Origin of the sequence: Shewanella sp., from assembly GCF_013214165.1 — a bacterium.
In the GTDB taxonomy this organism is placed as follows: Bacteria; Pseudomonadota; Gammaproteobacteria; order Enterobacterales; family Shewanellaceae; genus Shewanella.
In genome coordinates this window covers 36325-62915 of record NZ_JABSSM010000009.1, presented here as the reverse complement: position 1 = coordinate 62915, position 26591 = coordinate 36325, and the positions used below count along the sequence as shown (strand labels likewise).

Here is a 26591-nt window from a genome sequence, read left to right as displayed (position 1 = left end):
ATAAAGTCTTCAAAGATGAATTGAGCAGCGAAGCCGAATACGTATTATCGGATATCGCCGAGATCCAGGAGATGATAGGCACGAACTCGTTCCCTGCACTGGTCATCACCATCGGTGATCATGCCATTTTTGTCGATCACTCTAAGTACTTAAGCAATCCACAAGGCGTGGTTGCTGCGGTTGAGAAAGAGATCGCCGCGCTTAAATAGCCGCTTTATGATGACCATGCTCTCGAGTCTGGAATCAATCACCTTCTAAGAGAAAACCACGGTGAATACCGTGGTTTTTTTATGGGTGCATCTTGTGCTTTCCCCATCATTTTATGTAAAAAAATATCCAGTTTCACTACCAAATCGTTCATCCTTTCTACGAATAGTCAGGTTCGCTTGCTGTGATCTGTTAGAATGTCGCGCGTAATAATCACTTATTAGGGATCCATGAAAGAATTTATCATTATTGGCGCAGGGCAGTCTGGACTGTCTATGGCGTATAATTTATCTAAAAATAATAAAGATTACCTAATTTTAGACGCCAATGAGCACATAGGTGCCCCTTGGTTAAAACGCTGGGATTCGTTAAAGTTGTTTACCCCCACAGAGTATAACCATCTGCCGGGGATGTTATTTCCGTTTCCTAAAGGGTACTACCCCAATAAATATGAAGTGGCAGACTATTTAAAAAGTTATGTCGAAAAATTTTCTATAGCCATTAAATTTAATCAAAAAATCACCTCAGTAAAAAAAATTAATGGTATTTTTGAAATAACCAGTGCAACGGGTCAGTATCAGGCCAAGCAGATCATTATCGCCACAGGCCCCTTCCATACGCCTTACACCCCTCCTTGCCACACTGATATCGCTGACAATATTATCCAATTACACAGTGAACACTACAAAAACCCCGAACAGCTGCAAGATGGGGACTGTTTAGTCGTCGGTGCCGGAGATTCAGGGGTACAAATTTTATCAGAAATAGCAGAGACTGGACGTACCGTGCATTTCTCTGGAACCGATAAAATCACCGCGATACCACAATCAATTTTAGGTAAAACCTTATGGTGGTGGTTCACCAAAATAGGCTTTTTATCGGTGACACGTTTTAGCAAAATTGGTCAATGGTTGAGTAAAGGTGTGCAACCGATTATTGGTACCGACGTGAAGAAACTGCTGGCCAAAAAGAATGTGATCCACGTGGGGAGAACATTATCGGCAGATCAGGACAGTATCAAGTTTCAAAAAGGCACCATCAGCAGTATCAAGAATATTATCTGGGCGACCGGGTTTAAACCCAACTTTTTCTGGATTGAAAATATCACCTTTGATGAGATGAACTACCCGAGTAATTATCGAGGGGTCAGCGATGATGTCGATGGATTGTACTTTATTGGACTTCCTTGGTTATATACCCGAGGGTCGGCAACCTTAGGTGGTGTGTGGAGAGATGCAGAATATTTGATGATGAGGATCCAGAACAACCACAAAGAAGATCGCGACATTGTCAGCCAAACCTCGCCATATCGATCAAATCCCCCACGTGTTGTTGATGCTGTGCAGAAAGAGATTGCAACGCTGAAATAACGACTATCAAGATGGCTTCAACATCGAGGCAGCGGTTAATAGCCGCTGCTTTTGTATTATCTAGTCATCTAAAATGTGCACATTGTCTATTCCTCAGTCTCTATAGACAGGAAGCCTGATCAGTAACCTGTCTATGGATACTGCATAACTTGAAAGGCTGATGGCTTAGCTTCTACTTATTCATTTCTGTTTAAGAGGCTGGCCAAGTACAAGTACAATCGTCTTAAACATCTGAGTGTCTCGGGTGGAATTGTTGCACATTTAAAAATGGAATTACCATGAGTATCGATACTATTATCTTGTTTGCAGGAATTGTCTTCCTGATCGCCATTATCCCCGGACCCAATGCCTTACTGATACTGTTTACCGCACTGACCAAAAGTCGATTGCAGGCTTTTAGCAACATTGCCGGTGTCAGCCTGGGCTTCATCGTTCACGCGTTTATCTCGGCTCAAGGGATCAGTCTGTTATTGAGCCAGTCTGTATGGGCATTTATGCTGCTTAAATGGTTGGGCGTAGCCTACTTAATCTGGTTAGGGATCAGCAATATCCGCGCCGGCATCAAGTTAAGTACATTGAAGCTAGCAGCTGAGCCCAAAGCCGATCTTGCCGGCGAAAAAGTAGCGAAAAGTGTCGCCGTAAATACTAGATTAAGCAAAGACAGTCGGGCTATGGGCAAGGATTTTATGAAAGGCTTCCTGACTAACATGCTTAACCCTAAGATAGTGATGTTTTACCTGTCTATATTTCCGCAGTTTATCTCGCAGCAAAGCGTACTGGCCGACAGCATGATCTTAGGCTTGACTCAAGCCATCGTGGTTTCGAGCTGGTTCTTGGTGGTCATAATGATGGCTGAGAAGTTTAAATCTCTGCTGACGAATGTTAGAAACGCTCGCTGGATGAATTATGTCTCCGGCAGTATCTTTCTGGGCTTCGGCGCCAAGCTGGCAATCACTAAGCTGTGACATGTCTCATTGGGTTCTCCTCACCGCTTTAGTCTGTCTGAAGTGTAGTTTTAAATGGCGCAAGTATGGTCAAGCATGCTTGCGCTGGTGCCCAGGCTGATAAAAAAGAGTAGGGCGGTTACGTACCCGTCTTTGCGGTTTCGATAGCAAGCTTGTCTCTGCTATCGAGTGTTTAGCGGCCGGCCGTGATGTCTATTCGGGGTAAAGTAACGCTTATTGGTGATGCACTACATGGATGTCCGCCGACTGATCAATAAGGTGTTGCTATGGGCTTAGAAGATGTACATTGTTTGGCCGACTTGCTCAAGACCCATAAAACCACGCAAACCTTATTAGCAGAATTTAAAGCGTAATGTTTAGCTCAGATCTCCTGTGCGCTATAGAGAATCTAATAGAGTGATGCACATGGCCGGAAAAGGACAAGCATTTATCGGGCGTATCATTCGAAACATGGTGATCTGAAAAACCGGCTCGGCTAATCGGCTGGCGTACTTGATTTGAAGCTATCGACACTCATATAGGCTATTTAACATAATATACATTGTGCGCACTCGTGGGTGAGAGCGCCAGGATGGAGATATGGGACCTTAGAACCTGACATCTTTACTGTGTGTGATGGCCAGTAATTGTATTCAGCACTGCTTATGCAGAGCCAAGTATCTGAGCTATTGATTGAGTGTCTGTTCTGTATTGACGGCTTCCAAACTCAGATCAACACTCAGTTCAAAACCAAAACTTGTATCCGGGCCTTATTAAAATTGAAACATATTCGACTAGAATCCTGTAAACCCGATATGAGTTCTGCCATTAAGCCCGACGTTCGTTAAAGTTTACTTTCCACTAGTGAGTTCAAGTATCTGAGTTCTAGCATTCTGACTTGAGCTAAATGACCAAAACAAAATGAACTGAGTTAAATGCTCAATGCTGGCGTACTCAATGTCACATTGGTTTTCATTGATGGTGTTTAGATAAAACCAGCTTAACCGCTTTGGTTTTCGTTCCCATATAACCAATTGATTCAATGCTAGTTTCCTATTGTTTCTCGCACGTCGCTACGTAAAATCTAGCCACCAAGTACTCACAGAGTGTTAAAGTATGCACACAGCGACGCTTGGTTTTTCGAGTGTTCCATGTTTTAACTCTTTAAATCCAGCCATATTTGCTGCATGACTTGTTGACCAGATCCAGCCACTCATTCTAAGAAACCTGCACCAATGCGATCTGTTATTCGAGCCAAGCTCTAGTTTATATACTTCGAGTCTATTGAGCGTAAACGTATCTCCTGTTTGGGCTAATACAGCTAATACTAGGAACTATGAGCTAATTAGAATCACAGATTTATGAGGCGTGTCTGCGGGAATGCCAGTCTTTGAATGACAAACCGATAAGATGTCCAATGCTATATTTCGATTTTTTGCTCAATTGCCGATAATGACACTTATCGGCATTAACTGAGTTGAAATTCTGATTGTATCTGGCTGTAGACTTATCATTTACAACTAAATACTGACCAGTCTTAGACATTGAAACTGGATTTATCCTATCCCTTGCAGATGATCTAATGGCTTGTTCTGCGCGCTCTGATGCCTCTCTATCTGTGATGTATGCAAATATTGGGATGTGGTATCGATACTCTCGTGCCCCGCGTCTGCTTGAACATGAGATAGCGGCCTACCGTTGATATTGATGTCATGGGTGATCCCTGTGTGACGTATGTTGTGCACACTCAGGTTCCTCATCTGCTTGGCGTCCTCGTCAAAACCATCCTTTTCGGCGGTGATGGCCGCATGTTCGATGATTTTATCCACTTCTTCTCTGATTTGGCGTATTCCTAGGTTGGCATTGAGTATGCCAGCTTCCCTTCCCCGTCCAGCGGCTTTACGCCGTATAAACAAGGGATACTGCTCCCCTGAACTTGGATAATCGGGTAACTTTAAGAACTGACGGTACTCGACTAACCCAGCAAGTAAGGCTTTCGATATTGCCACGCTACGGGGTTTGCCCCCTTTACTCAGGGGAATATAAAAACTCCAAATTCCTGTTTGTTTGTCTTGCCTAAATTGGCTCATCACGGGTGAGTAACCTGCCCTAGCCCCGACTTCGGATACTCGCAGGTAGCAAGAGTAGATAAGCTTTATCATAAACAGGCTTCTTTGGTGTATGTCTGGTGCATCGATGGCCAGTTTTTCCACCGTGGCAATCACGAAAGACCACTGTAGTTCGGTGAAAGCCAACATATTACTGTCATCTGGATTTACGCGGTATTTCTTCTTAGAGGAGAAACGGCTGTGATTCATCCAAGCTTGGGCCGGATTGCGATCACAGTAGTCTTCACTCATCAAGTAACTATAAAAGGAAGAGAGAATGGCTATCTTGGTCTTCAAGGCATTTTCACTGAGCAGATAAGGTAGCTCTTTACCCATGGCCTTCTTACCCACGAATGGACGCCATGCAAAATTGGGGACTCTCTGCCCTTCTGCCTTATCGAGTTTAAATTGGGCGACATTAAAGTAGCCTATTAGCTCTTGGGGAGGATTCTGACAATAGGCGAGATAGCGGGCAATCTCTCTGCGCGTCAGCGATGCCGGTGACTGTTTCACTACATCGAAACACCAATGAAAGAAGGTGGTTAATTCACTGCGATAAGCCTTATAGCTGTTTTCGTTATGCTGCTGTTCATAGAGTAGTTCTGATGCGTGTTCGAAGATTAAGCCTGCATCACTCACCTCCTCGAGGCTGATCTGCGTGATGTATTGGTTGACGACACTATTACCTTCCTCGATGAATTTGGCCGATTCAAACAGTGGTAATACTGGGGGCATTTGCATAGTTAACTCTCATTGCAAGTCCTGATGCTTTTTGAGCAGAGGATCAAAATATCGCTAAGATATGATCTTAACGTGTGCTTGCCATGTGGACAATATTTATAGCTAAGAATGTGCCGATACACCACAAACCTAAGAAAATTTCTCATCTAAGTCTAGTGCTTACTTGTAGTGAACAGCTTACAGCAGCCGTTCATACCTAGTCCTGGTGTTTGTATTTGTGCTTGACTGACTTGTTATTTGGTTAACTTGTTCAATACTTGTATTGGATTGATATTGCGTTGGGGAAGCACATCCGGCAGAGCAACTCAAGGCACAGGCTTTTGTGCAACTGATTTTCTTGCTACAGCACCAAAGGCACATCTGCCACACTTTTTGCTTAGATTCTTGGTCCAGGCAACGAAAGTCAGCGGCGCACAAGACGCCGTCTTGGATCAGCTGAGTTAGTTTTTCTGTTGATATAGACAGGTTTACCTTTTGGTTATTCATCAGCGTGGACCTCTTGTTGTCATAAATAGCAAGTTTACACTCAAATGAGAATTATTATCAACTGGTAATATGCTAAATGAGACAAGTAACAGTAGGCTTGTTTCGAACGTTCTCTATAAATAAGCCATGAACAATTTGAGTTTCTTGTCACCAAGTATCCACTGTTCTACACATTGATCTACACTCAAGGTATAGGGATAAACGATTTTTTAACATTATTGAGGTTGTCTAATGCTGATCGATATGGCAAAGAAGAGCCCCCTCTTTTCAGGTAAGAAGAAAATACAGGAAGTTGCGTCGGGTCCGGCGTGGAAGATCCTAGTTGTCGATGATGAACCCGATGTGCACACGGTGACAAAGCTAGCGCTTTCAAGGTTTAAGCTCGACGGTCGTTCACTCGAGTTTATCAATGCATACAGTGGCGAAGAGGCAAAACAGATACTCTCTAATGAGACCAATGTGGCCATAGCATTTGTCGACGTGGTGATGGAAAGTGATCATGCGGGTTTAGAGTTAGTAAAATGGATACGGGAGGATCTTAAAAATACCGCTATTCGATTAATCTTGAGGACAGGACAACCCGGTCAGGCGCCTGAAGAAGATGTCATCGTCAATTACGACATTAATGACTATAAGGCCAAAGCTGAGCTCGATTCCCGTAAACTGGTCACCAGTGTCTATTCTGCCCTGCGCTCATATCGTGACATCATAGAAATTGAAGCTGCGAGAGCGAATCAAGTTAAACATCGGCAAGGATTAGAGCGTGTCCTCCAGGCGACATCGGGATTATTTGAGCTGCGCACCTTACACAATTTTGCCGATGGCTTGTTGACTCAAGTCGCTAACTTACTAAATTTAGATGCGCAAACCTTGCTGCTATCTTGTAATGCCATGGATGCGATGAGTGAAGACGTTAATACCGACAGTATGCATATTCTGGCTGGCACGGGGCAATTTTCCAGTCATCACGACAAGCCTGTTCCTGGACATATCAAGTCTTTACTGGAAGAAGCATTAAAAAAGAAACGCTGTCTATATAAGGAAGATTGTTTCGTCGGTTATTTCCCGGCTAAGAGTGGTTGGATAAATCTGCTCTATATGGACGGGATCAATAAGATAGACGACATGGATAAGAAGCTGGTCGACATTTTCGCGATTAATGTCGGTGTAGCATTCGAGAATCTATTGTTGAATAAAGAGCTGGAAGACACCCAGTCAGAGCTTATCTTACGCTTGGGCGATGTGGTCGAGAGTCGCTCGAAAGAAGCGGCATATCATGTCAAAAGAATGGCTGAGTATTGCTACAAGTTGGCACTTCTTTCGGGCATGCAGGTGCACGAAGCAGATTTGCTCAAACACGCCTCCCCCATGCATGACATAGGTAAGATTGCGACCCCAGATGCCGTGTTACTCAAACCCGGTAAACTCAATGCAGAGGAGTGGCTGATCATGCGTCAGCACCCCGAGATAGGCTATCAAATATTGGCCAATTCGGAGCGGCCCATTCTTAAATCAGCCAGTACCATAGCGTTACAACACCACGAGAAATACGATGGCTCGGGATACCCTTCGGGTTTGAAAGGCACAGAAATTCATGTATTTGCACGTATTGTGGCTATTGCCGATGTGTTCGATGCCCTCTCTCACGCCCGCTGTTATAAGCCTGCCTGGCCGGTGGAAGAGGTGATGAAGGTGATGAAAGAAGGCGCCGGCAAGCATTTTGATCCTGATTTACTCAAGGTCTTTATCGACAACATAGATGTATTCACCCAAGTTAAAGAGGAATTTAGCGATCAAAATTGCGAATTAGACATCACGGCGAGCTAAACTTTTATCTGCTAGTCAGCCGCTATCGGCGAGAAAGTCAAAAATGGCGACCTGAGGTTCGCCGTTTTTTGTGAAATTCACAAATGCACGCCAAACCATATAGTTACTGCTACAAGAGCCGAATATCAACTGACCATTATATTGCTTTTCATTAAGTTTAGACAATTTTACAGGGATAAGCCCCATAAACATGTCTCTTCCTTCAATTCTCATGCTGACGTCATTTATAGCCTCAGAGCTAGCCAGTTCAATGGTTAGCGGCTTTTCACTGGGGGTGTTAAAGGGAGTGATTAAAAGTGATAAATTGATTCCGGCAACTTGTTTATTGCAAGATGTCTGACTAAAGTCACATAAGCTGGTATCTTCGACAAATACAGGGGTATTTAAGCCTGTTTTGGCTGGCTGTTGAGGCGAGCAAGCCGAGCATAAGAATGCCAAGACTAGTGGTGTGTAGAGGCCTAATTTAACCGAGAAGTTAACACGTAGCACAAAAATTAACCTTTATATAAAAAGTAGTTACATTCTATTGCCTAGGTTGATCTAGATCAACATTTCACCACGCACAAATCCTATCTTTTTTGACATGCCTCAAGTATCATTGTTTTACCTTGTTAATAATACAATTATCGCAAGGATACACGTTGACGCATCTACCGCGATTCCGTAGGAAACACGGCATTTGTGTCTTTTTAACGGGTAAATCACAATTTACTCAAACTATAAGTATAAGTAATAAGCAGTGGAAGCAAAATGATGAACCATTCCCAGCCTCAAGGCGCTGATTACAATTACACCGTAGTCCGCCAATTTGCCCTCACGACTGTGTTTTGGGGAATATTTGGTATGTCTGTCGGTGTATTGATCGCGGCACAGCTAATTTGGCCACAACTAAACTTCGATACTCCATGGTTAACATACAGTCGTCTTCGACCACTGCATACTAATATGGTGATATTCGCGTTTGGTACTTCAGCACTTTTCGCAACATCCTATTATATCGTCCAACGAACCTGTCAAACCAAACTATTTGCGCCTAGGTTAGCCGCATTTACGTTCTGGGGTTGGCAAGCTGTCCTTCTATCGGCTGTGATCACACTCCCTCTGGGGATCACCAGTGGTAAAGAGTACGCTGAGATGGAATGGCCGATTAGTATCCTACTCACCATAGTCTGGGTATCATACGGCACGGTTTTCTTTGGTACCATAATCAAACGAACCACCTCACATATCTATGTGGCCAACTGGTTCTTCGGCGCATTTATCATCACGGTCGCGGTATTGCATATAGTTAACTCTATGGCGGTTCCAGTGAGTATGTGGAAGTCATATTCCATCTATTCTGGTGCTGTGGATGCCATGGTCCAGTGGTGGTATGGTCATAACGCCGTTGGCTTCCTGCTGACAGCTGGCTTCCTGGGTATGATGTACTATTTCGTTCCTAAGCAAGCGGGTCGTCCTGTCTACTCATACCGTCTGTCAATTGTTCACTTCTGGGCACTAATTGCACTGTACATCTGGGCTGGCCCTCACCACCTACATTACACGGCACTGCCTGATTGGACACAATCTCTGGGTATGGCGATGTCATTAATCCTATTCGCACCTTCATGGGGCGGAATGATTAACGGTATCATGACACTATCCGGTGCTTGGCATAAATTGAGAACCGATCCTGTTTTACGTTTCCTTGTTGTTTCATTGTCTTTCTACGGTATGTCTACCTTCGAAGGCCCAATGATGGCAATCAAAACCGTTAACGCACTCTCTCATTATACTGACTGGACCATTGGTCACGTTCATTCTGGTGCGCTAGGTTGGGTTGCTATGGTGTCAATTGGTTCGCTTTACCATCTGATCCCTGTCCTATTCGGACACGGTCGCATGTATAGCACTAACCTAGTCAACGTGCATTTCTGGTTAGCAACGATTGGTACTGTGTTGTATATCGTATCTATGTGGATATCGGGTGTGATGCAAGGTCTGATGTGGCGTGCAGTTAATGCTGACGGTACCTTGACCTATAGCTTCGTCGAGAGTGTTGAAGCCTCTTATCCATTCTACTTTGTCCGCTTCCTCGGTGGCTGTTTCTTCTTAACTGGTATGTTTATCATGGCATTTAACGTGATTAAGACAGTGAGAGCGCCTAAAGAGTCTTTGCCAGCATTAGCTGAAGCATAAGGGGTAGATTTGATGAAATTTAATCATGAGTTAGTCGAAAAAAACATCGGCCTGTTGGGTATCTTAACCGTTATCGCCATTAGCTTTGGTGGTTTGGTGCAGATCGTCCCCTTGCTATTTCAGAAAGACACTACCGAGCCTGTCGATGGTTTGATCCCCTATACAGCCTTGCAGATCGAAGGTCGTGATATCTATGTCCGTGAAGGTTGCTATAACTGTCACAGTCAGATGATCCGTCCACTGCGCGCCGAGACCGAGCGTTATGGTCACTATTCGGTAGCGGGCGAATCTGTCTGGGATCATCCTTTCCAGTGGGGCTCTAAGCGTACTGGACCGGATCTTGCCCGTGTTGGTGGTCGTTACAGCGATAAATGGCATGAGGTTCATTTATTGGACCCTCGCGCCGTGGTGCCTCAGTCAAATATGCCTGGTTACCCTTGGTTAGCCGAGAATACGCTCGATGGCGAATTAACCCGCAATAAGATGCAAATTCTACTTAACTTCCACAAAGGTGGGTATAAGGGTAATGACCTTTATACCGACGAGGAGTTAGCTGGAGCAAAAGCGGCCGTCGAAGGTAAGACTGAGATGCAAGCACTGATCGCCTATCTGCAGTCCCTTGGACATGCACTGAAATAATAGGAGGTATGATATGGATTACGGAATTATACAAGGCATAATCACGATCGTTGTGATGTTTACCTTCCTGGGTATATTTTCATGGGCTTATAGCTCGCGTCGTAAGGATCAATTCGACGAAGCGGCTAATCTTGTCTTTGAAGATGAGGCGAGCACCAAGTCAGGAGATCATAAGTGATGAGTACTTTCTGGAGTATTTGGATCACGGTAATTACCTTATTTGTGATCGCAGCTTGTTTCTTTTTGTTGAGAGCCGTCTCTAAAAACAACACAGGTGTTGAAGAAGGCGAATCAATGGGCCACAGCTTCGATGGTATTGAAGAGCTGAATAACCCACTGCCAAAATGGTGGAGTTATATGTTCTATATCTCTATCGTCTTTGCTCTTATTTACTTGGCTCTTTATCCGGGTCTGGGTAACTATAAAGGCTTGCTTGGCTGGACCAGTTCTAACCAAAGCATTGGCCGAGAGAACGGCATCAAGGCCGACTCTGAAGCCGCCATTGTCTTGGCTAAAGAAGAAGGTCGTTGGGTTCAGTATGATCAAGAAGTAATGCGTGCCGATGAAAAATATGGCCCCATCTTCAAGGCATACGCAGAGACGCCTCTGGATGAGCTAGTTAACAACGAAGAAGCACTGAAAGTTGGTGGTCGTTTGTTCTTACACAACTGTTCACAGTGTCACGGTAGTGATGCTCGCGGCAGTAAAGGCTTCCCTAACCTGACTGACGGTGATTGGCTATATGGTGGTGACTTAGCCACGATTAAGACCACCATCATGAACGGTCGTCACGGCATGATGCCACCCAAGGGTGGTTTACCTATCGAAGACAGCGAAATTAAAGGTTTAGCTGAATACATAGTTAAGTTATCGGGTCGTGATCACGATGAAGCGCTTGCGGCTCAGGGTCAAGGTTCATTCATGAAGGGCTGTTTTGCCTGTCATGGTATGGATGCTACTGGTAACAAGATGATGGGTGCACCTAACCTCACCAACAACATGTGGCTCTACGGCGGAAGTCGTGGCGCAATCGAAGAGACCATTCTTAATGGTCGAAGCGGTGTGATGCCGGCTTGGAAAGATGTGTTGGGTGAAGAGAAAGTTCACGTTATCACAGCTTATGTTTATAGTTTATCTAACAAATAGTTACACATAAGTAACATCAAGGCCTCGATCTCATCGGGGCCTTTTTTTTAGAGTGCTATATCACATTTTTCACGGTAAAATATTATTAATTATTTTAATAGGTATAACAGATGAACAAGCAACAACCCTGGTATAAGCAGTTCTGGCCTTGGTTCTTAATTATTTTACCCCTCTGTGCCGTCGTGGCGAGCATCAACTTGCTCTACCTTGCCGTCGTCAACAAGGATTCCTTGGTGTCTGAAGATTATTATAAAGATGGTAAACGCATCAATAGAGATCTAAAGAAAATCAAGTATGCTAAGCAACTCGGACTGCAGTTCGAGATGATAGTGGATGAGAACACCTTAGCCATCACCCAGCATGGTGGTGAGCCTTATCTGGCCGCGATGAATGTCGAGTTTTTTCACCCTACCATAGAAGCTCGTGACTTTACCCAAGTCGTGACCGCCGATGGCAATCAGGTATATCGGATCGCACTCGACAAACCTATCACCGGCAGCTGGGAAGTGAGACTGGATGGTTATGACCGTAAATGGCGTATTCAGAAGCGCCTCGAAATAAGCGATGATGGTCAGTACTGGTTAAACTAGCACTGAGTCACGCGTGATAAAATGGATCGGCGAGCGTCGGTTCATTTGTAACAGAAGTATCAATTTTTAAGGTCCAAGTCGATACTGTACAAGCTTGTATAGGACTCGATGATTTTACATTGAAGCAGGTTAATGACACCGATGATGAAGCCCCTCGATTGTTTCCATTGTGGAGAGCCGGTATTAACCGATACACAGTTCACTACCTGCATTAATGATAAACAACAAGCCATGTGTTGTCCCGGATGCCAGGCCGTCTCTAAGGCGATCATAGATGCGGGATTAATCAATTATTATAAATTCCGTACCGAACCCGGTAGCAGACAAAATGCCATAGTGCCTGAAGAACTCGGCACTTTCTCCGCATTTGACCTTGTCGAAGTACAGGAGGATTTCGTTCATAAGGACAGCGATACCGCGACGGTGTCTTTGTCGATAGACGGCATCACCTGCGCCGCCTGTGCCTGGCTTATTGAGCATAAGCTTAAGCATGTGGAGGGGATCATCAAGATCCAAGTAAACAGCACCACCGAACGTGCCCTAGTTACCTGGTTACCAGAGCAGATAAAGCTCAGCGCCATTCTCAATCAAATCAGCGCCATCGGCTATCAAGCCGCTCCCTATCAGGTGGACGAGCAAGAATTACTCAGCAAGAAAAATAGCCGACAATACCTGTTAAGACTCGGCCTGGCCGGTTTTGCGACCATGCAGGTGATGATGTTCGCCCTCGCCCTCTATGCCGGTTACTTCACCGATCTCGACGTCGAGTTTCGTGATTATTTCCGTTGGGTTAGCCTTATTTTTGCCGCTCCCGTGGTCTTCTATTCGGCTCAGCCCTTCTATTTCAGTGCCATCCGCTCCATATTTAGCGGCAGACTCAATATGGATGTCTCGGTTTCAATCGCCATCTTAGGGGCTTATATTGCCAGCTGCATCGCGACCATTAACGCGAATGGCGAGGTGTATTTCGAATCCGTGAGCATGTTTACCTTCTTCTTGCTGCTGGGGCGCTATTTTGAACAAAATGCGCGCCAAAAAGCCTCGATAAGCTCGAGTAACTTACATAAGCTAGTGCCATTAACCGCGCATTTGATCACAGATAGTGGTGCTAAGGATATCCCAGCCAAGGGACTCAAGGTCGGCGATATTATCTTAGTCAAACCCGGTGAAGTGATCGCTGCCGATGGTGTTATTGTCGATGGCTACTCTAGTATCAATGAGGCCATGCTCACCGGTGAGCAGTTACCGGTAAGCAAAACCTTAAGCGGCGAAGTCTATGCTGGCACAATCAACGTCGAACAACCGATCAGAGTCGAGGTGACTGCGGTTGGCCAGGACCAACTGGTCGCCGAAATCATTCGCCTGCAGGAATCGGCATCCAACAATAAACCTAAGGTCGCACGTTATGTGGACAGCATCTCAAATTATTTTACCTGGACTATCTTAGTCGTAGCCGCTTTGACCTATGTGGTGTGGAAAATCTATTGGCCAGAAGATGCCTTCTGGGTCACCTTGTCGGTGCTGGTTGCCACTTGCCCTTGCGCGCTGGCACTTGCGACCCCCACAGCAGTCACCTGTGCGACGGGGATCTTTACCCGCATCGGCGTGATAGCAAGAACCCCAGGGGTATTTGAAAAACTGACTCTGATCCAGCATGTGGTATTTGATAAAACCGGTACCCTCACCTGCGGCAATCTAAAGATAGAATCTACTGAGCTTATCACCAGTACGGATGAGGAGCAGGTCCTCGCCATTGCCGCAAGTCTGGAAGCGAGCTCACTGCATCCCATAGCCAAAGCATTCGAGTCGTACCGTGATCCGAACTTGAGTGTTAAGCAGAGCAAAAACCATATCGGACAAGGACTCAGCGGCGAAATTAATGGGCAGAAATACCGAATTGGCAGCGCCGCATTTGTGGGGGCTACCGAGATCACTGATAGCACTAAGCAAGTCATCTATCTGGTCAATGAGTCACAAGTATTGGCGAAATTTTTGCTCGTCGATGCCATTCGCAGCGATGCCGCCGAAACCGTTAAGCTGCTAAAAGAGAGTGGCTGCCTCGTCTCTATCGCCAGTGGCGATGCGTCGAATCATGTGGAAGAGGTGGCGAATAAGATTGGCATTGACGATGTCAATAAGGGCCTGAGCCCGGAAGGCAAGCTGCAATTGATTCGTCAGTATCAGACCCATTCGAATGTGGCCATGTTCGGCGATGGTATCAATGATGCGCCCGTGCTCGCCGGAGCTAATCTCTCCATTGCCATGGGCAGTGGCGCTGCGGTAACCAAGAGCTCGGCCGATCTTATCCTATTAGGTGATAAACTCTCCCGTTACACGGATGCCGTCAAGGTCGCTAAGCTAGCTGATAGGATCATCAAACAAAATTTATTCTGGGCGCTGGCTTATAACCTGTTTATAATTCCCCTCGCCGTAACAGGACATGTCTTACCTTATGTTGCCGCCCTTGGTATGTCCGCCAGTTCTCTTATCGTTGTGGGCAACAGTCTCAGATTATTGAAGGTTCGTTTATGAGTATTATCTATGTATTAATCCCAATCGCTATGTTGTTTGTCTTGATCGCCATCGGCATTTTTTTCTGGGCGGTTAAATCTGAACAATTTGATGATCTCGATAGACAGAGCGTATCGATACTGTTCGATGATGATAAGCCTGTAATTCCCGAGACTAAAAACAGTGAGTCTACGGATTCGACTCCCTCTTGATCGACTACAACGTTACCGGCGCCTTCCTCGTTGGCCTGATGGGAGCGGGTCATTGTATTGGCATGTGCGGCGGTTTAATCGGCGCGTTTTCATCTCAGTTACCTAAATCCAGGCACCAAAACCAGTTCGTTAGCCAGTTACGCTTCCTACTCAGTTATAATTTTGGTCGTATATTGAGTTACGCCTTGGCTGGCGCCTTGGTCGGTGGCTCTGCCAGTGCATTAGCCCTACTGTTCGATATTGACCTCTACCTGATCACCCTCAGAGTGATCGCTGGCTTGATGATGATCGCCACCGGTCTCTACATCGCGAAAATTTGGTCCGGTGTGGTGCAAATAGAGCGAGTAGGCAAGTACCTTTGGCGCTTCCTATCTCCCTTGGCTAAGCGTATTCTACCCATTCAAACCATGCCTCAGGCGTTTGTCGGTGGTATGTTGTGGGGCTGGCTTCCCTGTGGCCTAGTCTACAGCACGTTAACTTGGGCTGTTGCCGCTAATTCTGCTCAGCAAGGCGCCATGATTATGGCGGCGTTCGGGCTTGGTACCTTGCCCGCACTCTTGAGCGCGGGCATGGCGGCGAATCTGTTTGGTCGCTGGGTACAGAACCGAGCCGTCAGATTGATCAGTGGCTTGATCTTAGTGTCGTTTGGTTTACAAACTTTATACATTGCAATTGCCCAGCTCCGCTAGCTGAGTTTATTAAATTAGTTTAATATAGAGCTACTTGTGACATTTGAGAAACACCATGACAGTTAATAATAAGAGTCGTCGTTCGTCAGTGCCTGGAGGTTCCATCCATTGCCATGACTGTAGTATGGCAGACTTGTGTATTCCTTTTACTCTCAATAGCCACGAACTCGATCAGCTCGATGAAGTTATCGAAAGAAAGAAGCCTATTCAAAAAGGTGAACAAATTTTTAAGTCAGGTGACCCTTTAAAGTCGCTATTCGCAATTCGCTCGGGTACGGTCAAAAGTTTTACCATCACAGAGCAAGGTGATGAACAGATCACGGGTTTTCATCTGGCTGGTGATGTCATAGGTTTTGACGGCATCCACTCGCAAATGCATCAAAGTTTCGCTCAAGCCTTAGAAACATCTATGGTGTGTGAGATCCCTTATGGCACCTTGGATGAACTCACAGGTACCATGCCTAAGCTGAGGCAACAAGTGATGCGTTTGATGAGCCATGAGATCCAGAGTGATCAGGAGATGATACTCTTACTGAGTAAGAAAAATGCCGAGGAGCGTCTCGCCGCCTTTATCAGCAATCTCGCCAATCGTTTCGGCAGTCGCGGTTTCTCACCCAAGGAGTTTAGATTAACCATGACTCGTGGTGATATCGGCAACTATTTAGGTCTGACCGTTGAGACCATCAGCCGTTTACTGGGGCGCTTTCAGAAAGCTGAGCTAATAGAAGTTAAAGGTAAGTACATCACCATCATCAATTTCGACGCCCTTGCTGAGCTAGCTGGCAATCACGCCATCGCAAGATAAATGATATCGGGTAACCCGGAGTCGCTTTCAGGTTACCCATCCTCTCGGCTACATTTAAGATTCAACTATTCAACTATTCAACTATTCACCTTCACTGCAACAATTTAGTTAACTTGTGATCAAAATCATTGCATTTCTTGCTCTTTAGCTCATTATTAATTCATTGTCTGAATTAAGGAGTGACTATGAAGGATTTAAAGAAACTCTTAGTTGTAATCGATCCAACCAGTGATGTACAACCGGCTCTCGCCAGAGCCATCGAGCTAGCCTCTCCCAATGGTGCCGATATTACGGTGTTTCTGTCTATCTTTGATTTTTCCTATGAGATGACCTCGATTCTTTCGGGTCACGAGCGAGAAGCGATGCGCCAAGGCGTCATATCTCAACGTCAGGCTTGGTTAGAAGACTTGCTAATAGGTTATACCAACGAAAAGGTGCAGATAGACAGTGAAGTGATCTGGCATAATCGCCCCTTCGAGAGCATTATTCAATTTGCTATCTCGGGCAGTTTCGACATCATAGTGAAAGGCACCCATCTTCACGACAAGCTTAAATCTGTTATTTTCACACCTACCGACTGGCATTTGATGCGCAAAGCACCGGTACCTGTGCTATTAGTCAAAGATCATGCTTGGCCGGTTGCCGGTAAAATACTCTGCGCCATTAACGTGGGCTCTGAAGATGATGATCATCAGACACTCAACGGCAAGATCATCGAGTATGCCAAAGTTCTTGCGGCGCAATTTGATGCACAAGTCCATCTGGTTAACGCTTATCCAGGCACGCCGGTTAATCTTGCCATAGAGCTGCCCGATTTCGATGCCCATACCTATGGCGAAACGATTCGGATGCAGCATGAGCAAAGAATCAGTTACCTGGCAAACAGCTTCGATATCTCCAGTGACTTTTGCCATGTTCAAGAAGGCCTTCCTGAAGATGTTATTCCTGAAATCGCCCGCAAGATAGATGCTGAGTTGGTGATTCTAGGCACTGTAGGCCGCACCGGATTTTCAGCGGCTCTCATCGGCAATACGGCCGAACACGTTATCGACAGCATTAACTGCGATCTGTTGGCAATTAAACCCGATGGTTACCGTTCCCCATTAGAGAAAGACTAGTTTGAGTCGTGCTATCGGAGCAAGAAGTCAGCCTGTTCGGTTCTAAATCTGCTCATTTTGCTATATAATACGCGCCCAGAATTCAAGTGTAATTAGGCGCGTTTTTTATGTCCGAGATACTCTCAAAAACACAGCTCACCCGCATGAGTAAGCTACAAAGAAAGTTACGTAGTGAAGTGGGTAAGGCGATAGCTGATTACCAGATGATCGAAGAAGGTGATCGTGTGATGTGTTGTCTCTCTGGGGGCAAAGACAGCTACGCTATGCTGGATATCTTACTCAATCTGCAGCAAAGAGCCCCAATCAAGTTCGAAATCGTGGCGGTTAACTTAGATCAGAAGCAGCCAGGGTTTCCTGAAGAGGTGCTGCCAAATTACCTTGATACGCTCAATGTCCCTTACTATATCCTCGAGAAAGACACTTACTCTATCGTCAGATCTAAGATCCCTGAGGGGCAAAAGACCTGCTCTTTATGTTCACGACTGCGTCGAGGCACCCTCTATGGCTTCGCTCAGAAAATCGGTGCGACTAAAATAGCCTTAGGGCACCACAGAGATGACATCATAGAAACCCTGTTCCTCAACATGTTTTATGCCGGCAAACAGAAAGCCATGCCGCCTAAGCTATTGTCTGATGATGGTGCTAACATGGTCATAAGGCCATTGGCTTATTCGCGCGAGAAAGATATCGCCGAATATGCAGAACTTAAATCATTTCCCATCATTCCGTGTAATCTGTGCGGCTCTCAGGAAAACCTGAAACGTGCATCGGTTAAAGCCATGCTAGAGCAATGGGATACAGAGCATCCTGGCCGAATAGAATCAATCTTTACCGCGATGCAGAATACTTCGCCTTCCCAGGGGGTCGACCGTGAGCAGTTTGATTTCCTGGCACTGCAAAGAGATGCCGATGCCCCCTTGAAAGGAGATGTGGCCGAGTCTGACTTGCCCGCTTTCGATTTTCTCGATGTCGCCAATAATGGCCATATCGATCTGGATGCGGCGAACAGAGTCACTAAAGCGCAGAAGATCGACGTCGTGAGTACCTATACTCCCTGATCCAATGGATGTTTAAAATAGTGGCGCTAAAACTAAAAAATCCCGGCCTAGACCGGGATTTTTATTAGCTGTTAATCTGAACTAGGGAGTTTTACCTATGGGCATTAACCATTTGTCCATGGACTGATGACCAATGGCTTAGCGTTGAACTCTAAAATGGATAACGCTTCTATCTGCTCGCTAGATAGCCTGAGCTTGTCGGTGACTATTTGCTCTTTGCCATCGATATACACGGATATCTTGCTATCGGGCTCAAACTCAAAGTTAATCCCGGCAATATCTTGGCTAAAATAACGCATAGGGAACCCCTGCATGTCGCTGAGCATAGTGTTCATCTCAGCCTCAAGTTCCTGTACCTCTTGCTGGCTATAGCTCTGCTTAGTGTTCTTTGCCCTGACTTGCATTGAGATACTGCAACTATCCGCTGAGCCTTCAATATCTAAATTCACTAACGCCCTATCTGACTTGAGCCTGGCATCATAGGGCAAGAATATTCTCTGCTCCTCTGTGATGGTCAGCGGGAAAGATTCTTTTTCCGTGGTGATGGTGCCACTTTTAATCAGGCACCGAGACTTATTAGGCACCCAAAAAGCGATCTCAATTAATGGATAGTTTCCTTTATTAACTTGATTAAGCCTTTGATAAAAACCTTGGTACGGTAACGATATTGGTGCTGCTTGTACCGAAGTAACAGCAACGAGTAAACAGCTAAACAGAAGGCTTTTCTTCATGATTCTCCACCAAATACTGCTTGTTTTGACGTAACATCTCCAGGAGTTCATCTATATATGCCTCCTGTCGCTCGGAATAATTAACTAGGCCGTATACTAACTGATCTGCAACGGGAAGTTTGTCTTGTGCACGTAAATCTGCACGAATAGATCTCAATAATGAATATGCAGCATTGGAATTGAGGTTCCTCATATAAGATGCCACCGAGTCTGCCACGGAATCGAATACCGCAACTTCATGGCTCTTACCGATTGTTCGTGCTTGAGGCACTAGCCCACAACCTTTCCTGAAACACCACTGGCCGAAAAAGTTGAGTCCTTGTTTGGCAAATCGAGAGCTGCCCCATCCGGTTTCATTAGCGGCTTGTATGAGTACCAACGACTCAGGGATGATGTCGGCTCGGATCAGCAGCTCACCTAAGGTCTTTTGATTGATATTTCTGGGCGAGTACTGATATTTATTGGCGATCTCTTCAATTCTGTAATGCTCGGCTGCGGTGAGCGTCAGTCCATCTTCAAGGTGCTGTGAGCTGCGTAAAAGAAAATGTCGCTCATCTGAAATGATGGCGTTTTGATGTCTAATAGCCGGGCGCAGATAATTGAAGAAGGCTTGCTTCTTTTGAGCCACGCTGGCAATAGACTCAAAGTCCGGGATCAGGCTCATGGCCTGTTCATTTTCAATTAACTTTCCATGAGTACTCTCATCAGCATCGTCAATTTTAATAAAGATAAGCCTTAAAAAAATCAAGATGACAATCACTAGACTCAGGGATACGGTAAATTTTCCGACTCTACCTGTTTTCATTTTTCTCTCTTATTGTCGAAAACTGACGGCAATTATATGTCATATATCATAATTGACAAAACCCGACACAAAACTCAAGTTGTAAGTTATAATCCGCAGCCTATGAAGCGGATATTCGTTGGGTATTCAGGAAGGATAAACCCGAGTGCAAAATAATAAATTAAATCAATTTGAAAACATAGTCGCCGTTGGTGGAGGCCATGGATTGGGTCGGGTGTTATCGTCGCTCTCATTTTTAGGTGCTAAGCTTACCGGTGTTGTAGCCACCACGGACAACGGTGGATCCACGGGGCGATTACGTCAACAGCAAGATTGTATTGCCTGGGGAGATCTCAGAAACTGCTTATCTCAACTTTCAACCCAGCCTTCTACCGGCTCTCTGCTATTTGAGTACCGATTTTCAGGGGAAAATGAATTAAGTGGACACAATCTTGGCAATCTTATTCTGCTTGCCTTAGACCAACTCTGTGTCAGGCCATTAGAAGCCGTCAATCTCGTCAGGCAGTTACTTAATATAGAGACTAAGGTTATCCCCATGTCTGAAGAGCCTACGCACTTAGTGGCAATCGAAGCATGTGGTAATCGAGTCTTTGGCGAAACTTGTGTCGATGGCATGGACACTCATCCCATGGCGTTATCTTTAGAGCCAATGGTGACGGCTACCCATGAGGCATGCGAGGCCGTAAGAAAGGCGGATTTAGTGATATTAGGACCTGGCAGTTTCCTCACCAGTATCATGCCGCCCTTATTATTACCCAAATTTGCATCGGCCCTTAACCAATCTAAGGCTAAAGTCATCTTAGTCGATAACTTGACCCGTGAGCCCTCACCCTCTGCGGACTTTTCTTTACAGCAGAGAATAGACTGGTGTCACCAGATCTTAGGTCTTAAAGTCGTGGATCAGATCTTATGTCACTCAGAGGAAAGCTATCAGGATGGTATCATCTCTTACCGGCCCCTAGTGAGTAAACACCATCCGGGGTTGCATGACAAAAGGGCCCTGGCCGATGCTATAGCGGGCATGGTGGAGCTGGACACAGAGAAGCATGCTATTTTAGCGGCTGTTTAGTCATACTAAAAAGATGAGCAGCAAAAAAGGACAGCATTCGCTGTCCTTTTTGATGACATTAAAGAGAATGTATTTTCGTTAGTGTTAAAGCACGGCAGCTATGGCTTTGCAGATCACCGGCATATTTTCAATGGTCATGCCCGCGACACTGATGCGGCCGGAACCCACTATGTACACCGCGTGATCATCTTTAAGTTTAGCCACCTGCTCCTTGGTTAAACCAGAGAAGCTGAACATACCATTCTGTGTAGAGATAAAGCTAAAGTCTTGTTTGACCCCCGCAGATTTAAGCGTCTCGACAAATAAGCCGCGCATTTTCGCGATACGCTCACGCATCTCTTTAAGCTCGCTTTGCCACAGTGTCTTTAATTCACTATCACCGAGTATGGTGCTGACGATCAATGCGCCGTGAGCCGGTGGGTTAGAGTAGTTACCACGGATAGTGCTTTTTACCTGGCTAAAGGCTTTAGTGACATCGGCTTGGTTCTCGGCGACTAACGTCACGGCACCAATTCTTTCGTTATACAGGCCAAAGTTTTTCGAGAAAGAGTTCGCTACGATGAGTTCTGGTACCTTGTCGGCAACAATTCTCAATCCCTGTGCATCTTCCTCTACGCCTGTGCCGAAGCCTTGGTAGGCGAAATCGAATAACGGCACTAAACCTTGCTGAACGCAGAGTTCGGCTATGGTGTGCCATTCAGCTTGGGTGAGATCGATGCCAGTTGGGTTATGGCAGCAGCCATGTAATAAGACCAGATCACCCTGCTTTGCCGTTTTGAGATCGGCTACCATGGCATCAAAATCTTTTCCGTGAGTCTCAGCCTTATAATAACGATACTGTTTAATCTTGAGTGCTGCAGATGTAAAAATATTCTGATGGTTTGCCCAAGTCGGGTTACTCACCCAGATGGTTTTAGATTCTGTGTTACGGACTAAAAACTCAGCGGCAACTCTTAATGAGCCTGTGCCGCCTGGTGCTTGAGCCGTTAATGCTCGCTTATTTTTAACCACGTCATGATCTTCACCAAACAGCAGTTCTTGTACTACACGGTTATATGCCTCTACGCCTTCGATGCCCAGATAACTTTTGCTTTTTTCTGTGGCAAGTATTCTTTCTTCGGCAAGTTTGACCGACTTAAGTATTGGAGTCGAACCAGACTCGTCCTTATAAATGCCTACCCCAAGATTTACTTTCTCTGTTCTGGTATCTGCTTTAAAAGCATCGGTGAGGCCTAAAATGGGATCGGCAGGAGCAAGTTCAACCTGAGTAAATATCATGACGTCTTTCCTAAAAAGATGATGTAGGGGGGATAGGCTCTCTTTATACCACTGTGAGTCAGGCATCGAAAGAGAGTTTTTATATTACTAGAAAAAATAGTTATAGTTTGGGATAACAAGCAATAAATCAACAATTATATGAATAAAATTGATTATTTAAGTCATTTTTTTAAGGATTGTGATATCTATGAAAGTATACCAAGCTCATCATATATCTGCTCAATTCAAGGTGGATTTTCGTTGAGGCCCTTGCCAGTTCTCAAAAGAGCAATGATGTTACCCGAGGCCCATTTTTGAAATCGAGAGATGAATCGGCACGTGCCCGCTCAGCTGCTTATGAAGGAAGAGAAGAGTAGCGAGGGATTTTAAATCCACTTTCTGGATATTCAGATACAAAAAAGCCCCGACAAATTAATGTCGAGGCTTAAATGATGGTACCCGAGGCCGGACTTGAACCGGCACGCCTATTAAGCGAGGGATTTTAAATCCCTTGTGTCTACCGATTCCACCACTCGGGCAAACTCGTTGATCTTGATGATACGTATTATCGGTAGTTAATACTGCTTTTCACCTGTTTAAGAGAAAAACTCATCACAATCTAAATATGGAGGCGCGACCCGGAGTCGAACCGAGATCGACGGATTTGCAATCCGTAGCATAGCCATTCTGCCATCGCGCCAATTTTTTATCGTCTTGCAAGATACGCAGTTGATTTAAATAAAGCGTCAACTGAGCTAATGTCGCACATCTTGCCTAGGTAATGAGTATGATTGGAGCAACCTTCTCTTATAAAGAGAGGTTCGAACCTGTGACCTATACCTTGATAATCTCGCACATCTTGCCTAGGTAATGAGTATGATTGGAGCGACCTTCTCTTATAAAGAGAGGTTCGAACCGATGACCTATACCTTGATAATCTCGCACATCTTGTTAGATGATTGGAGCGACATATCGGGTTCGAACCGATGACCTATACCTTGGCAAGGTATCGCTCTACCAACTGAGCTAATGTCGCAATCAATTTTACGTTTCAACACTCACTATTATCATCATCAAAAGTATCGCACTTCAACCTTTAACAACTGAGCTAATGTCGCAATCAATTTTACGTTTCAACACTCACTATTATCATCAAAAGTATCGCACTTCAACCTTTAACAACTGAGCTAATGTCGCTTACATCAATTATCAATCATACATGCAGCAAGTTTTCCTTAAGAAGCTTTCCCTTGACTGCGGAATGGCATTCTACCGATTTACAGCCGATAGTCAATCATCAAAATAGCGATAAATGCCCTTTTTCATCTGACTGTTGCTTAAACGGGCATTGTGGTCGAAAATTCACAAACTTCTGTTTAATCAATGTTCAAAAATCAAAAAGCCTCGTATTAAGGAGGCTTTTATCATTAAGCGTTAATCACTCGCTAGGTGTTTTATTATATTAGTTTGGCAATGATTGATAGTTAAGCTCAAGCATCTTCTGCATAACACCAACAACCTGACAGCTGTAGCCAAACTCATTGTCATACCATACATAAAGAATGGCACGGTTACCGTCAGCTATGGTGGCGTGTGAATCGATCACTCCTGCATAACGTGAACCAACAAGATCTGATGAGACTATCTCAGTTGACTCGGTAAAATCGATTTGATTTTGAAGTTCTGAATGCAGTGACATGTCACGCAGGTATTCATTTACCTGCTCTTTATCTGTCTCGCTTTCAAGGTTCAAAGAGATGATGGCCATAGACACGTTTGGTGTAGGAACGCGGATAGCGTTGCCCGTCAGCTTACCTGCTAGTTCGGGTAAGGCTTTAGCAACCGCTTTAGCAGCCCCCGTTTCTGTGATAACCATGTTTAATGGTGCACTACGTCCACGACGATCGGCACTATGATAGTTATCAATTAAGTTCTGGTCATTGGTATAAGAGTGAATGGTTTCTACATGGCCATTGGTGATGCCATACTTATCATTCATCGCTTTTAATATCGGCGTGATCGCATTAGTGGTACAGCTAGCCGCCGAGACTATCTTATCTTCACTGAGGATATCTGACTCATTCACACCAAAAACGATGTTTTTGATCTGGCCTTTAGCCGGCGCGGTAAGCAGAACTTTAGCGACGCCTTTAGACTTAAGGTGCAGGCCGAGTCCATCTTCGTCTTTCCAGATACCTGTGTTATCTACCACTAACGCATTGCTGATGCCGTACTTGGTATAATCCACTTCATCTGGAGAGTTGGCATATATCACCTGGATATAAGTGCCGTTCGCTATGAGGGCATTATTCTCTTCGTCGACTTCAACAGAACCATTGAATGGTCCATGAACCGAATCTCGTCTAAGTAAACTGGCGCGTTTCTCTAAATCGCCCTTACGACCGCCACGCAGTACGATGGCGCGAAGACGAAGTTTATTACTGACACCGGTTCTTTCTATTAATAGGCGAGCGAGTAGACGACCGATGCGACCAAAGCCGTAAAGTACAACGTCTCTGGCTTCTTGCGTATCTTCATGATCGATAGCCGATGCCAGCTCGCGGCTCATATAGGCTTCAATCTCACTGGCATCGTCATGATCACGCCAATAGTTGATAGCCAGTTTACCGATATCCACTTTACACTGTTTAACGGCGAGTTTGCTTAGTGCTTCTACGAAAGGAAAGCTTTCACGCAATCTCAATTTATAGCCCACAAAACGGCGTACCAGACGGTGTGACTTGATGATATCAATGGTAGAGGCATTGAGTAGCGGCTTACCGTATAAAACGACTTCGACGCCTTGATTACGATATAACTTACCAAGCAAGGGCTGCATAGCCTCTGCCATTTCGAAACGTTCTTGCCAGCTTTGTAGGTGTTTATCAGCGCTCATTTACAGATCCTTTATCTCACTTTCCTGATTTATTTTCAGAAATGATTGAGTAACAAAAAGAAAAGACCAATACTCTAATTCATAATAGGGGTAAATCCCCTGTTGGTCGGCGCTATTGTAATGAAAACTAGCCTTTCAGGCTAGCAAGATATTTTTTGTAACGCTGTAATTTTATTAGCAAAAACTTGGCTTGGAGCCTATTTTGACTGGAAATTTTGTAATAATTACATCATTTATTGGCTTTATTGCATTTTTAGGCGTATCTGGCTGTGAAAAACAACCAGATACGAGTACCACTTGTAAAAATAATCCTGAACTTTGTAGCGATCTTCATGCCGATAGTTGGTGCAGATATGAAAAAGGCGACTTAATTCGTAAAAGATATAAACTAAAATTCACCGAATCGCCTTCAGGTAAACAGATTTACCAGCAACTGCTCAACCTAGAGAAGTACAATCAATGCATCGAACTGGCCGCAGGAGTACAACATATTTTGCATCCAGAGAGAACCAACGATCGAGTTCGCGCTTTCGGTTTGAGTGCACAAAGCCTTTCTCAGCTTCAAGACACCACCAAGAATAGTCAGGACCTCTACTTAGCGTTTTACCACTGGACGCGCTTCAATGATATGGACGCTCAGAAAATCGTGTTAGCAGCCTATAAGGCTCACCAGATAGATGACATTTTATTGCTGTCTCAAGTGGCCTCCTATTTTCAGAAATTTGATGCCTATCAATCTAATTTAATCTATCTCGAGGTGCTCGATATCAGTGACGAGGATGACTTTAATCCTGACTGGCTATTGGGTCTGTCCAATAATTACCAGAAACTCAATGACCTCGAGTTAACATATCTATTGTCCAGAGCAAATATATTGATGACCAAGCAGGACGTATCGGAAGAAAAAATGCTGGCATTAATCTATGGAGATAAAACTCTGCAACGTTTTTTAGATCGACAGGCCGAAGAACTTGTTGAGGTATTAGAGGACGGTGCATTCTCATCCAGTACGATTAAGACATTACTGCTCCGATCCCCTCCGACTCGATAAGCAAGAATTGCCTAGCTTTCCCCCACTTTATTATTGGCGCTTTGCCGTAGAAAAATGTATGCCATATTGGAAGATATTTACAGTTGGTAAACGACTATTTGTTAAAAACATGACCAATGTAAAAATAAAAGCGAAAATGTTATGCATAAATGG

23 protein-coding genes, 3 tRNA genes and 1 pseudogene are annotated in these 26591 nt (G+C 44.9%); 17 read left to right on the top strand and 10 right to left on the bottom strand.

Features of this window, described 5'->3' with window-relative positions; all coding sequences use genetic code 11:
• From HRU42_RS04340 to HRU42_RS04330, 3 genes and pseudogenes are all read left to right on the top strand, one after another.
• Positions 1-209 (top strand): annotated as a pseudogene (locus tag HRU42_RS04340) (protein-disulfide isomerase); the annotation flags it as partial.
• A 228-nt stretch (positions 210-437) separates the two neighbouring features.
• Positions 438-1577 (top strand): NAD(P)/FAD-dependent oxidoreductase, encoded by a 1140-nt coding sequence (locus HRU42_RS04335; RefSeq protein WP_295029116.1) that lies wholly within the window; start codon positions 438-440, stop codon positions 1575-1577.
• 278 nt (positions 1578-1855) lie between these two features.
• On the top strand, positions 1856-2542 hold the full coding sequence (locus HRU42_RS04330; RefSeq protein WP_295029115.1) for a LysE family translocator: 687 nt from the start codon (positions 1856-1858) through the stop codon (positions 2540-2542).
• Between the two features lie 1535 nt (positions 2543-4077).
• Here HRU42_RS04330 and HRU42_RS04325 read toward each other — a convergent pair.
• Both HRU42_RS04325 and HRU42_RS21150 read right to left on the bottom strand, forming a co-directional pair.
• Entirely contained in the window at positions 4078-5370 is a 1293-nt protein-coding gene (locus HRU42_RS04325; protein WP_295029114.1) for a site-specific integrase, read from the bottom strand.
• Between the two features lie 177 nt (positions 5371-5547).
• On the bottom strand, positions 5548-5856 hold the full coding sequence (locus HRU42_RS21150; RefSeq protein ID WP_367227137.1) for a hypothetical protein: 309 nt from the start codon (positions 5854-5856) through the stop codon (positions 5548-5550).
• 231 nt (positions 5857-6087) lie between these two features.
• Between HRU42_RS21150 and HRU42_RS04320 the strand changes: the two genes are divergently transcribed.
• Positions 6088-7683, top strand: coding sequence for a DUF3369 domain-containing protein (locus HRU42_RS04320; RefSeq protein ID WP_295029113.1), 1596 nt, complete (start codon positions 6088-6090; stop codon positions 7681-7683).
• Positions 7684-7698: 15 nt separating this feature from the next.
• Here the strand turns inward: HRU42_RS04320 and HRU42_RS04315 are convergent, their stop codons facing one another.
• Positions 7699-8172 (bottom strand): hypothetical protein, encoded by a 474-nt coding sequence (locus tag HRU42_RS04315; RefSeq protein ID WP_295029112.1) that lies wholly within the window; start codon positions 8170-8172, stop codon positions 7699-7701.
• A 261-nt stretch (positions 8173-8433) separates the two neighbouring features.
• Between HRU42_RS04315 and ccoN the strand changes: the two genes are divergently transcribed.
• The 11 genes from ccoN to ttcA all read left to right on the top strand — a co-directional run bounded on the left by ccoN (position 8434) and on the right by ttcA (position 18629).
• Entirely contained in the window at positions 8434-9861 is a 1428-nt protein-coding gene (gene ccoN, locus HRU42_RS04310; RefSeq protein ID WP_295029111.1) for a cytochrome-c oxidase, cbb3-type subunit I, read from the top strand.
• 12 nt (positions 9862-9873) lie between these two features.
• Positions 9874-10500 (top strand): cytochrome-c oxidase, cbb3-type subunit II, encoded by a 627-nt coding sequence (gene ccoO / locus HRU42_RS04305; RefSeq protein ID WP_295029110.1) that lies wholly within the window; start codon positions 9874-9876, stop codon positions 10498-10500.
• A gap of 13 nt (positions 10501-10513) precedes the next feature.
• Positions 10514-10678 (top strand): cbb3-type cytochrome c oxidase subunit 3, encoded by a 165-nt coding sequence (locus HRU42_RS04300; protein WP_295029109.1) that lies wholly within the window; start codon positions 10514-10516, stop codon positions 10676-10678.
• Positions 10678-11646, top strand: coding sequence for a cytochrome-c oxidase, cbb3-type subunit III (gene ccoP, locus HRU42_RS04295; protein ID WP_295029108.1), 969 nt, complete (start codon positions 10678-10680; stop codon positions 11644-11646). Before HRU42_RS04300 ends, ccoP begins: the two co-directional genes overlap by 1 nt.
• Positions 11647-11756: 110 nt before the next feature.
• Positions 11757-12236, top strand: a complete 480-nt coding sequence (locus HRU42_RS04290; RefSeq protein WP_295029107.1) for a FixH family protein — start codon at positions 11757-11759, stop codon at positions 12234-12236.
• A 144-nt stretch (positions 12237-12380) separates the two neighbouring features.
• Complete coding sequence (locus tag HRU42_RS04285) at positions 12381-14768, top strand: heavy metal translocating P-type ATPase (protein WP_295029118.1); 2388 nt, start codon at positions 12381-12383, stop codon at positions 14766-14768.
• Positions 14765-14959, top strand: a complete 195-nt coding sequence (gene ccoS / locus HRU42_RS04280; protein ID WP_295029106.1) for a cbb3-type cytochrome oxidase assembly protein CcoS — start codon at positions 14765-14767, stop codon at positions 14957-14959. Before HRU42_RS04285 ends, ccoS begins: the two co-directional genes overlap by 4 nt.
• On the top strand, positions 14956-15648 hold the full coding sequence (locus HRU42_RS04275) for a sulfite exporter TauE/SafE family protein (protein ID WP_295029105.1): 693 nt from the start codon (positions 14956-14958) through the stop codon (positions 15646-15648). Before ccoS ends, HRU42_RS04275 begins: the two co-directional genes overlap by 4 nt.
• Before the next feature lie 55 nt (positions 15649-15703).
• Entirely contained in the window at positions 15704-16453 is a 750-nt protein-coding gene (etrA, locus tag HRU42_RS04270) for an electron transport transcriptional regulator EtrA (protein ID WP_295029104.1), read from the top strand.
• A gap of 185 nt (positions 16454-16638) precedes the next feature.
• Positions 16639-17571, top strand: coding sequence for a universal stress protein UspE (gene uspE / locus HRU42_RS04265; protein ID WP_295029103.1), 933 nt, complete (start codon positions 16639-16641; stop codon positions 17569-17571).
• Between the two features lie 107 nt (positions 17572-17678).
• Positions 17679-18629, top strand: a complete 951-nt coding sequence (ttcA, locus tag HRU42_RS04260; protein ID WP_295029102.1) for a tRNA 2-thiocytidine(32) synthetase TtcA — start codon at positions 17679-17681, stop codon at positions 18627-18629.
• Between the two features lie 104 nt (positions 18630-18733).
• Here ttcA and HRU42_RS04255 read toward each other — a convergent pair whose 3' ends face one another.
• Both HRU42_RS04255 and HRU42_RS04250 read right to left on the bottom strand, forming a co-directional pair.
• The gene (locus tag HRU42_RS04255; RefSeq protein WP_295029101.1) at positions 18734-19360 is read right to left on the bottom strand and encodes a DUF2987 domain-containing protein; all 627 of its coding nucleotides are present in this window, start codon (positions 19358-19360) and stop codon (positions 18734-18736) included.
• Positions 19338-20165 (bottom strand): glucosaminidase domain-containing protein, encoded by an 828-nt coding sequence (locus HRU42_RS04250; RefSeq protein ID WP_295029100.1) that lies wholly within the window; start codon positions 20163-20165, stop codon positions 19338-19340. The genes HRU42_RS04255 and HRU42_RS04250 overlap by 23 nt, the downstream gene beginning before the upstream one ends.
• 145 nt (positions 20166-20310) lie before the next feature.
• Here HRU42_RS04250 and yvcK point away from each other — a divergent pair, with 145 nt between their 5' ends.
• Positions 20311-21234 carry a uridine diphosphate-N-acetylglucosamine-binding protein YvcK gene (gene yvcK / locus HRU42_RS04245; RefSeq protein WP_295029099.1) on the top strand — a complete coding sequence of 308 codons (924 nt, stop codon included), beginning with the start codon at positions 20311-20313 and terminating at the stop codon, positions 21232-21234.
• Between the two features lie 84 nt (positions 21235-21318).
• Here yvcK and HRU42_RS04240 read toward each other — a convergent pair whose 3' ends face one another.
• From HRU42_RS04240 to HRU42_RS04220, 5 genes are all read right to left on the bottom strand, one after another.
• A complete protein-coding gene (locus HRU42_RS04240; protein ID WP_295029098.1) occupies positions 21319-22512 on the bottom strand; it encodes an amino acid aminotransferase in 1194 nt (397 codons plus the stop codon).
• Between the two features lie 432 nt (positions 22513-22944).
• Positions 22945-23030: transfer RNA gene (locus HRU42_RS04235), tRNA-Leu, on the bottom strand.
• Positions 23031-23117: 87 nt separating this feature from the next.
• Positions 23118-23191 (bottom strand) — tRNA-Cys (locus tag HRU42_RS04230).
• A 260-nt stretch (positions 23192-23451) separates the two neighbouring features.
• Positions 23452-23527, bottom strand: a tRNA-Gly gene (locus HRU42_RS04225).
• A 426-nt stretch (positions 23528-23953) separates the two neighbouring features.
• Positions 23954-25387 carry a glyceraldehyde-3-phosphate dehydrogenase gene (locus HRU42_RS04220; protein WP_295029097.1) on the bottom strand — a complete coding sequence of 478 codons (1434 nt, stop codon included), beginning with the start codon at positions 25385-25387 and terminating at the stop codon, positions 23954-23956.
• Positions 25388-25589: 202 nt separating this feature from the next.
• Here HRU42_RS04220 and HRU42_RS04215 point away from each other — a divergent pair, with 202 nt between their 5' ends.
• Entirely contained in the window at positions 25590-26438 is an 849-nt protein-coding gene (locus HRU42_RS04215) for a DUF2989 domain-containing protein (RefSeq protein ID WP_295029096.1), read from the top strand.
• Positions 26439-26591 lie beyond the last annotated feature (153 nt).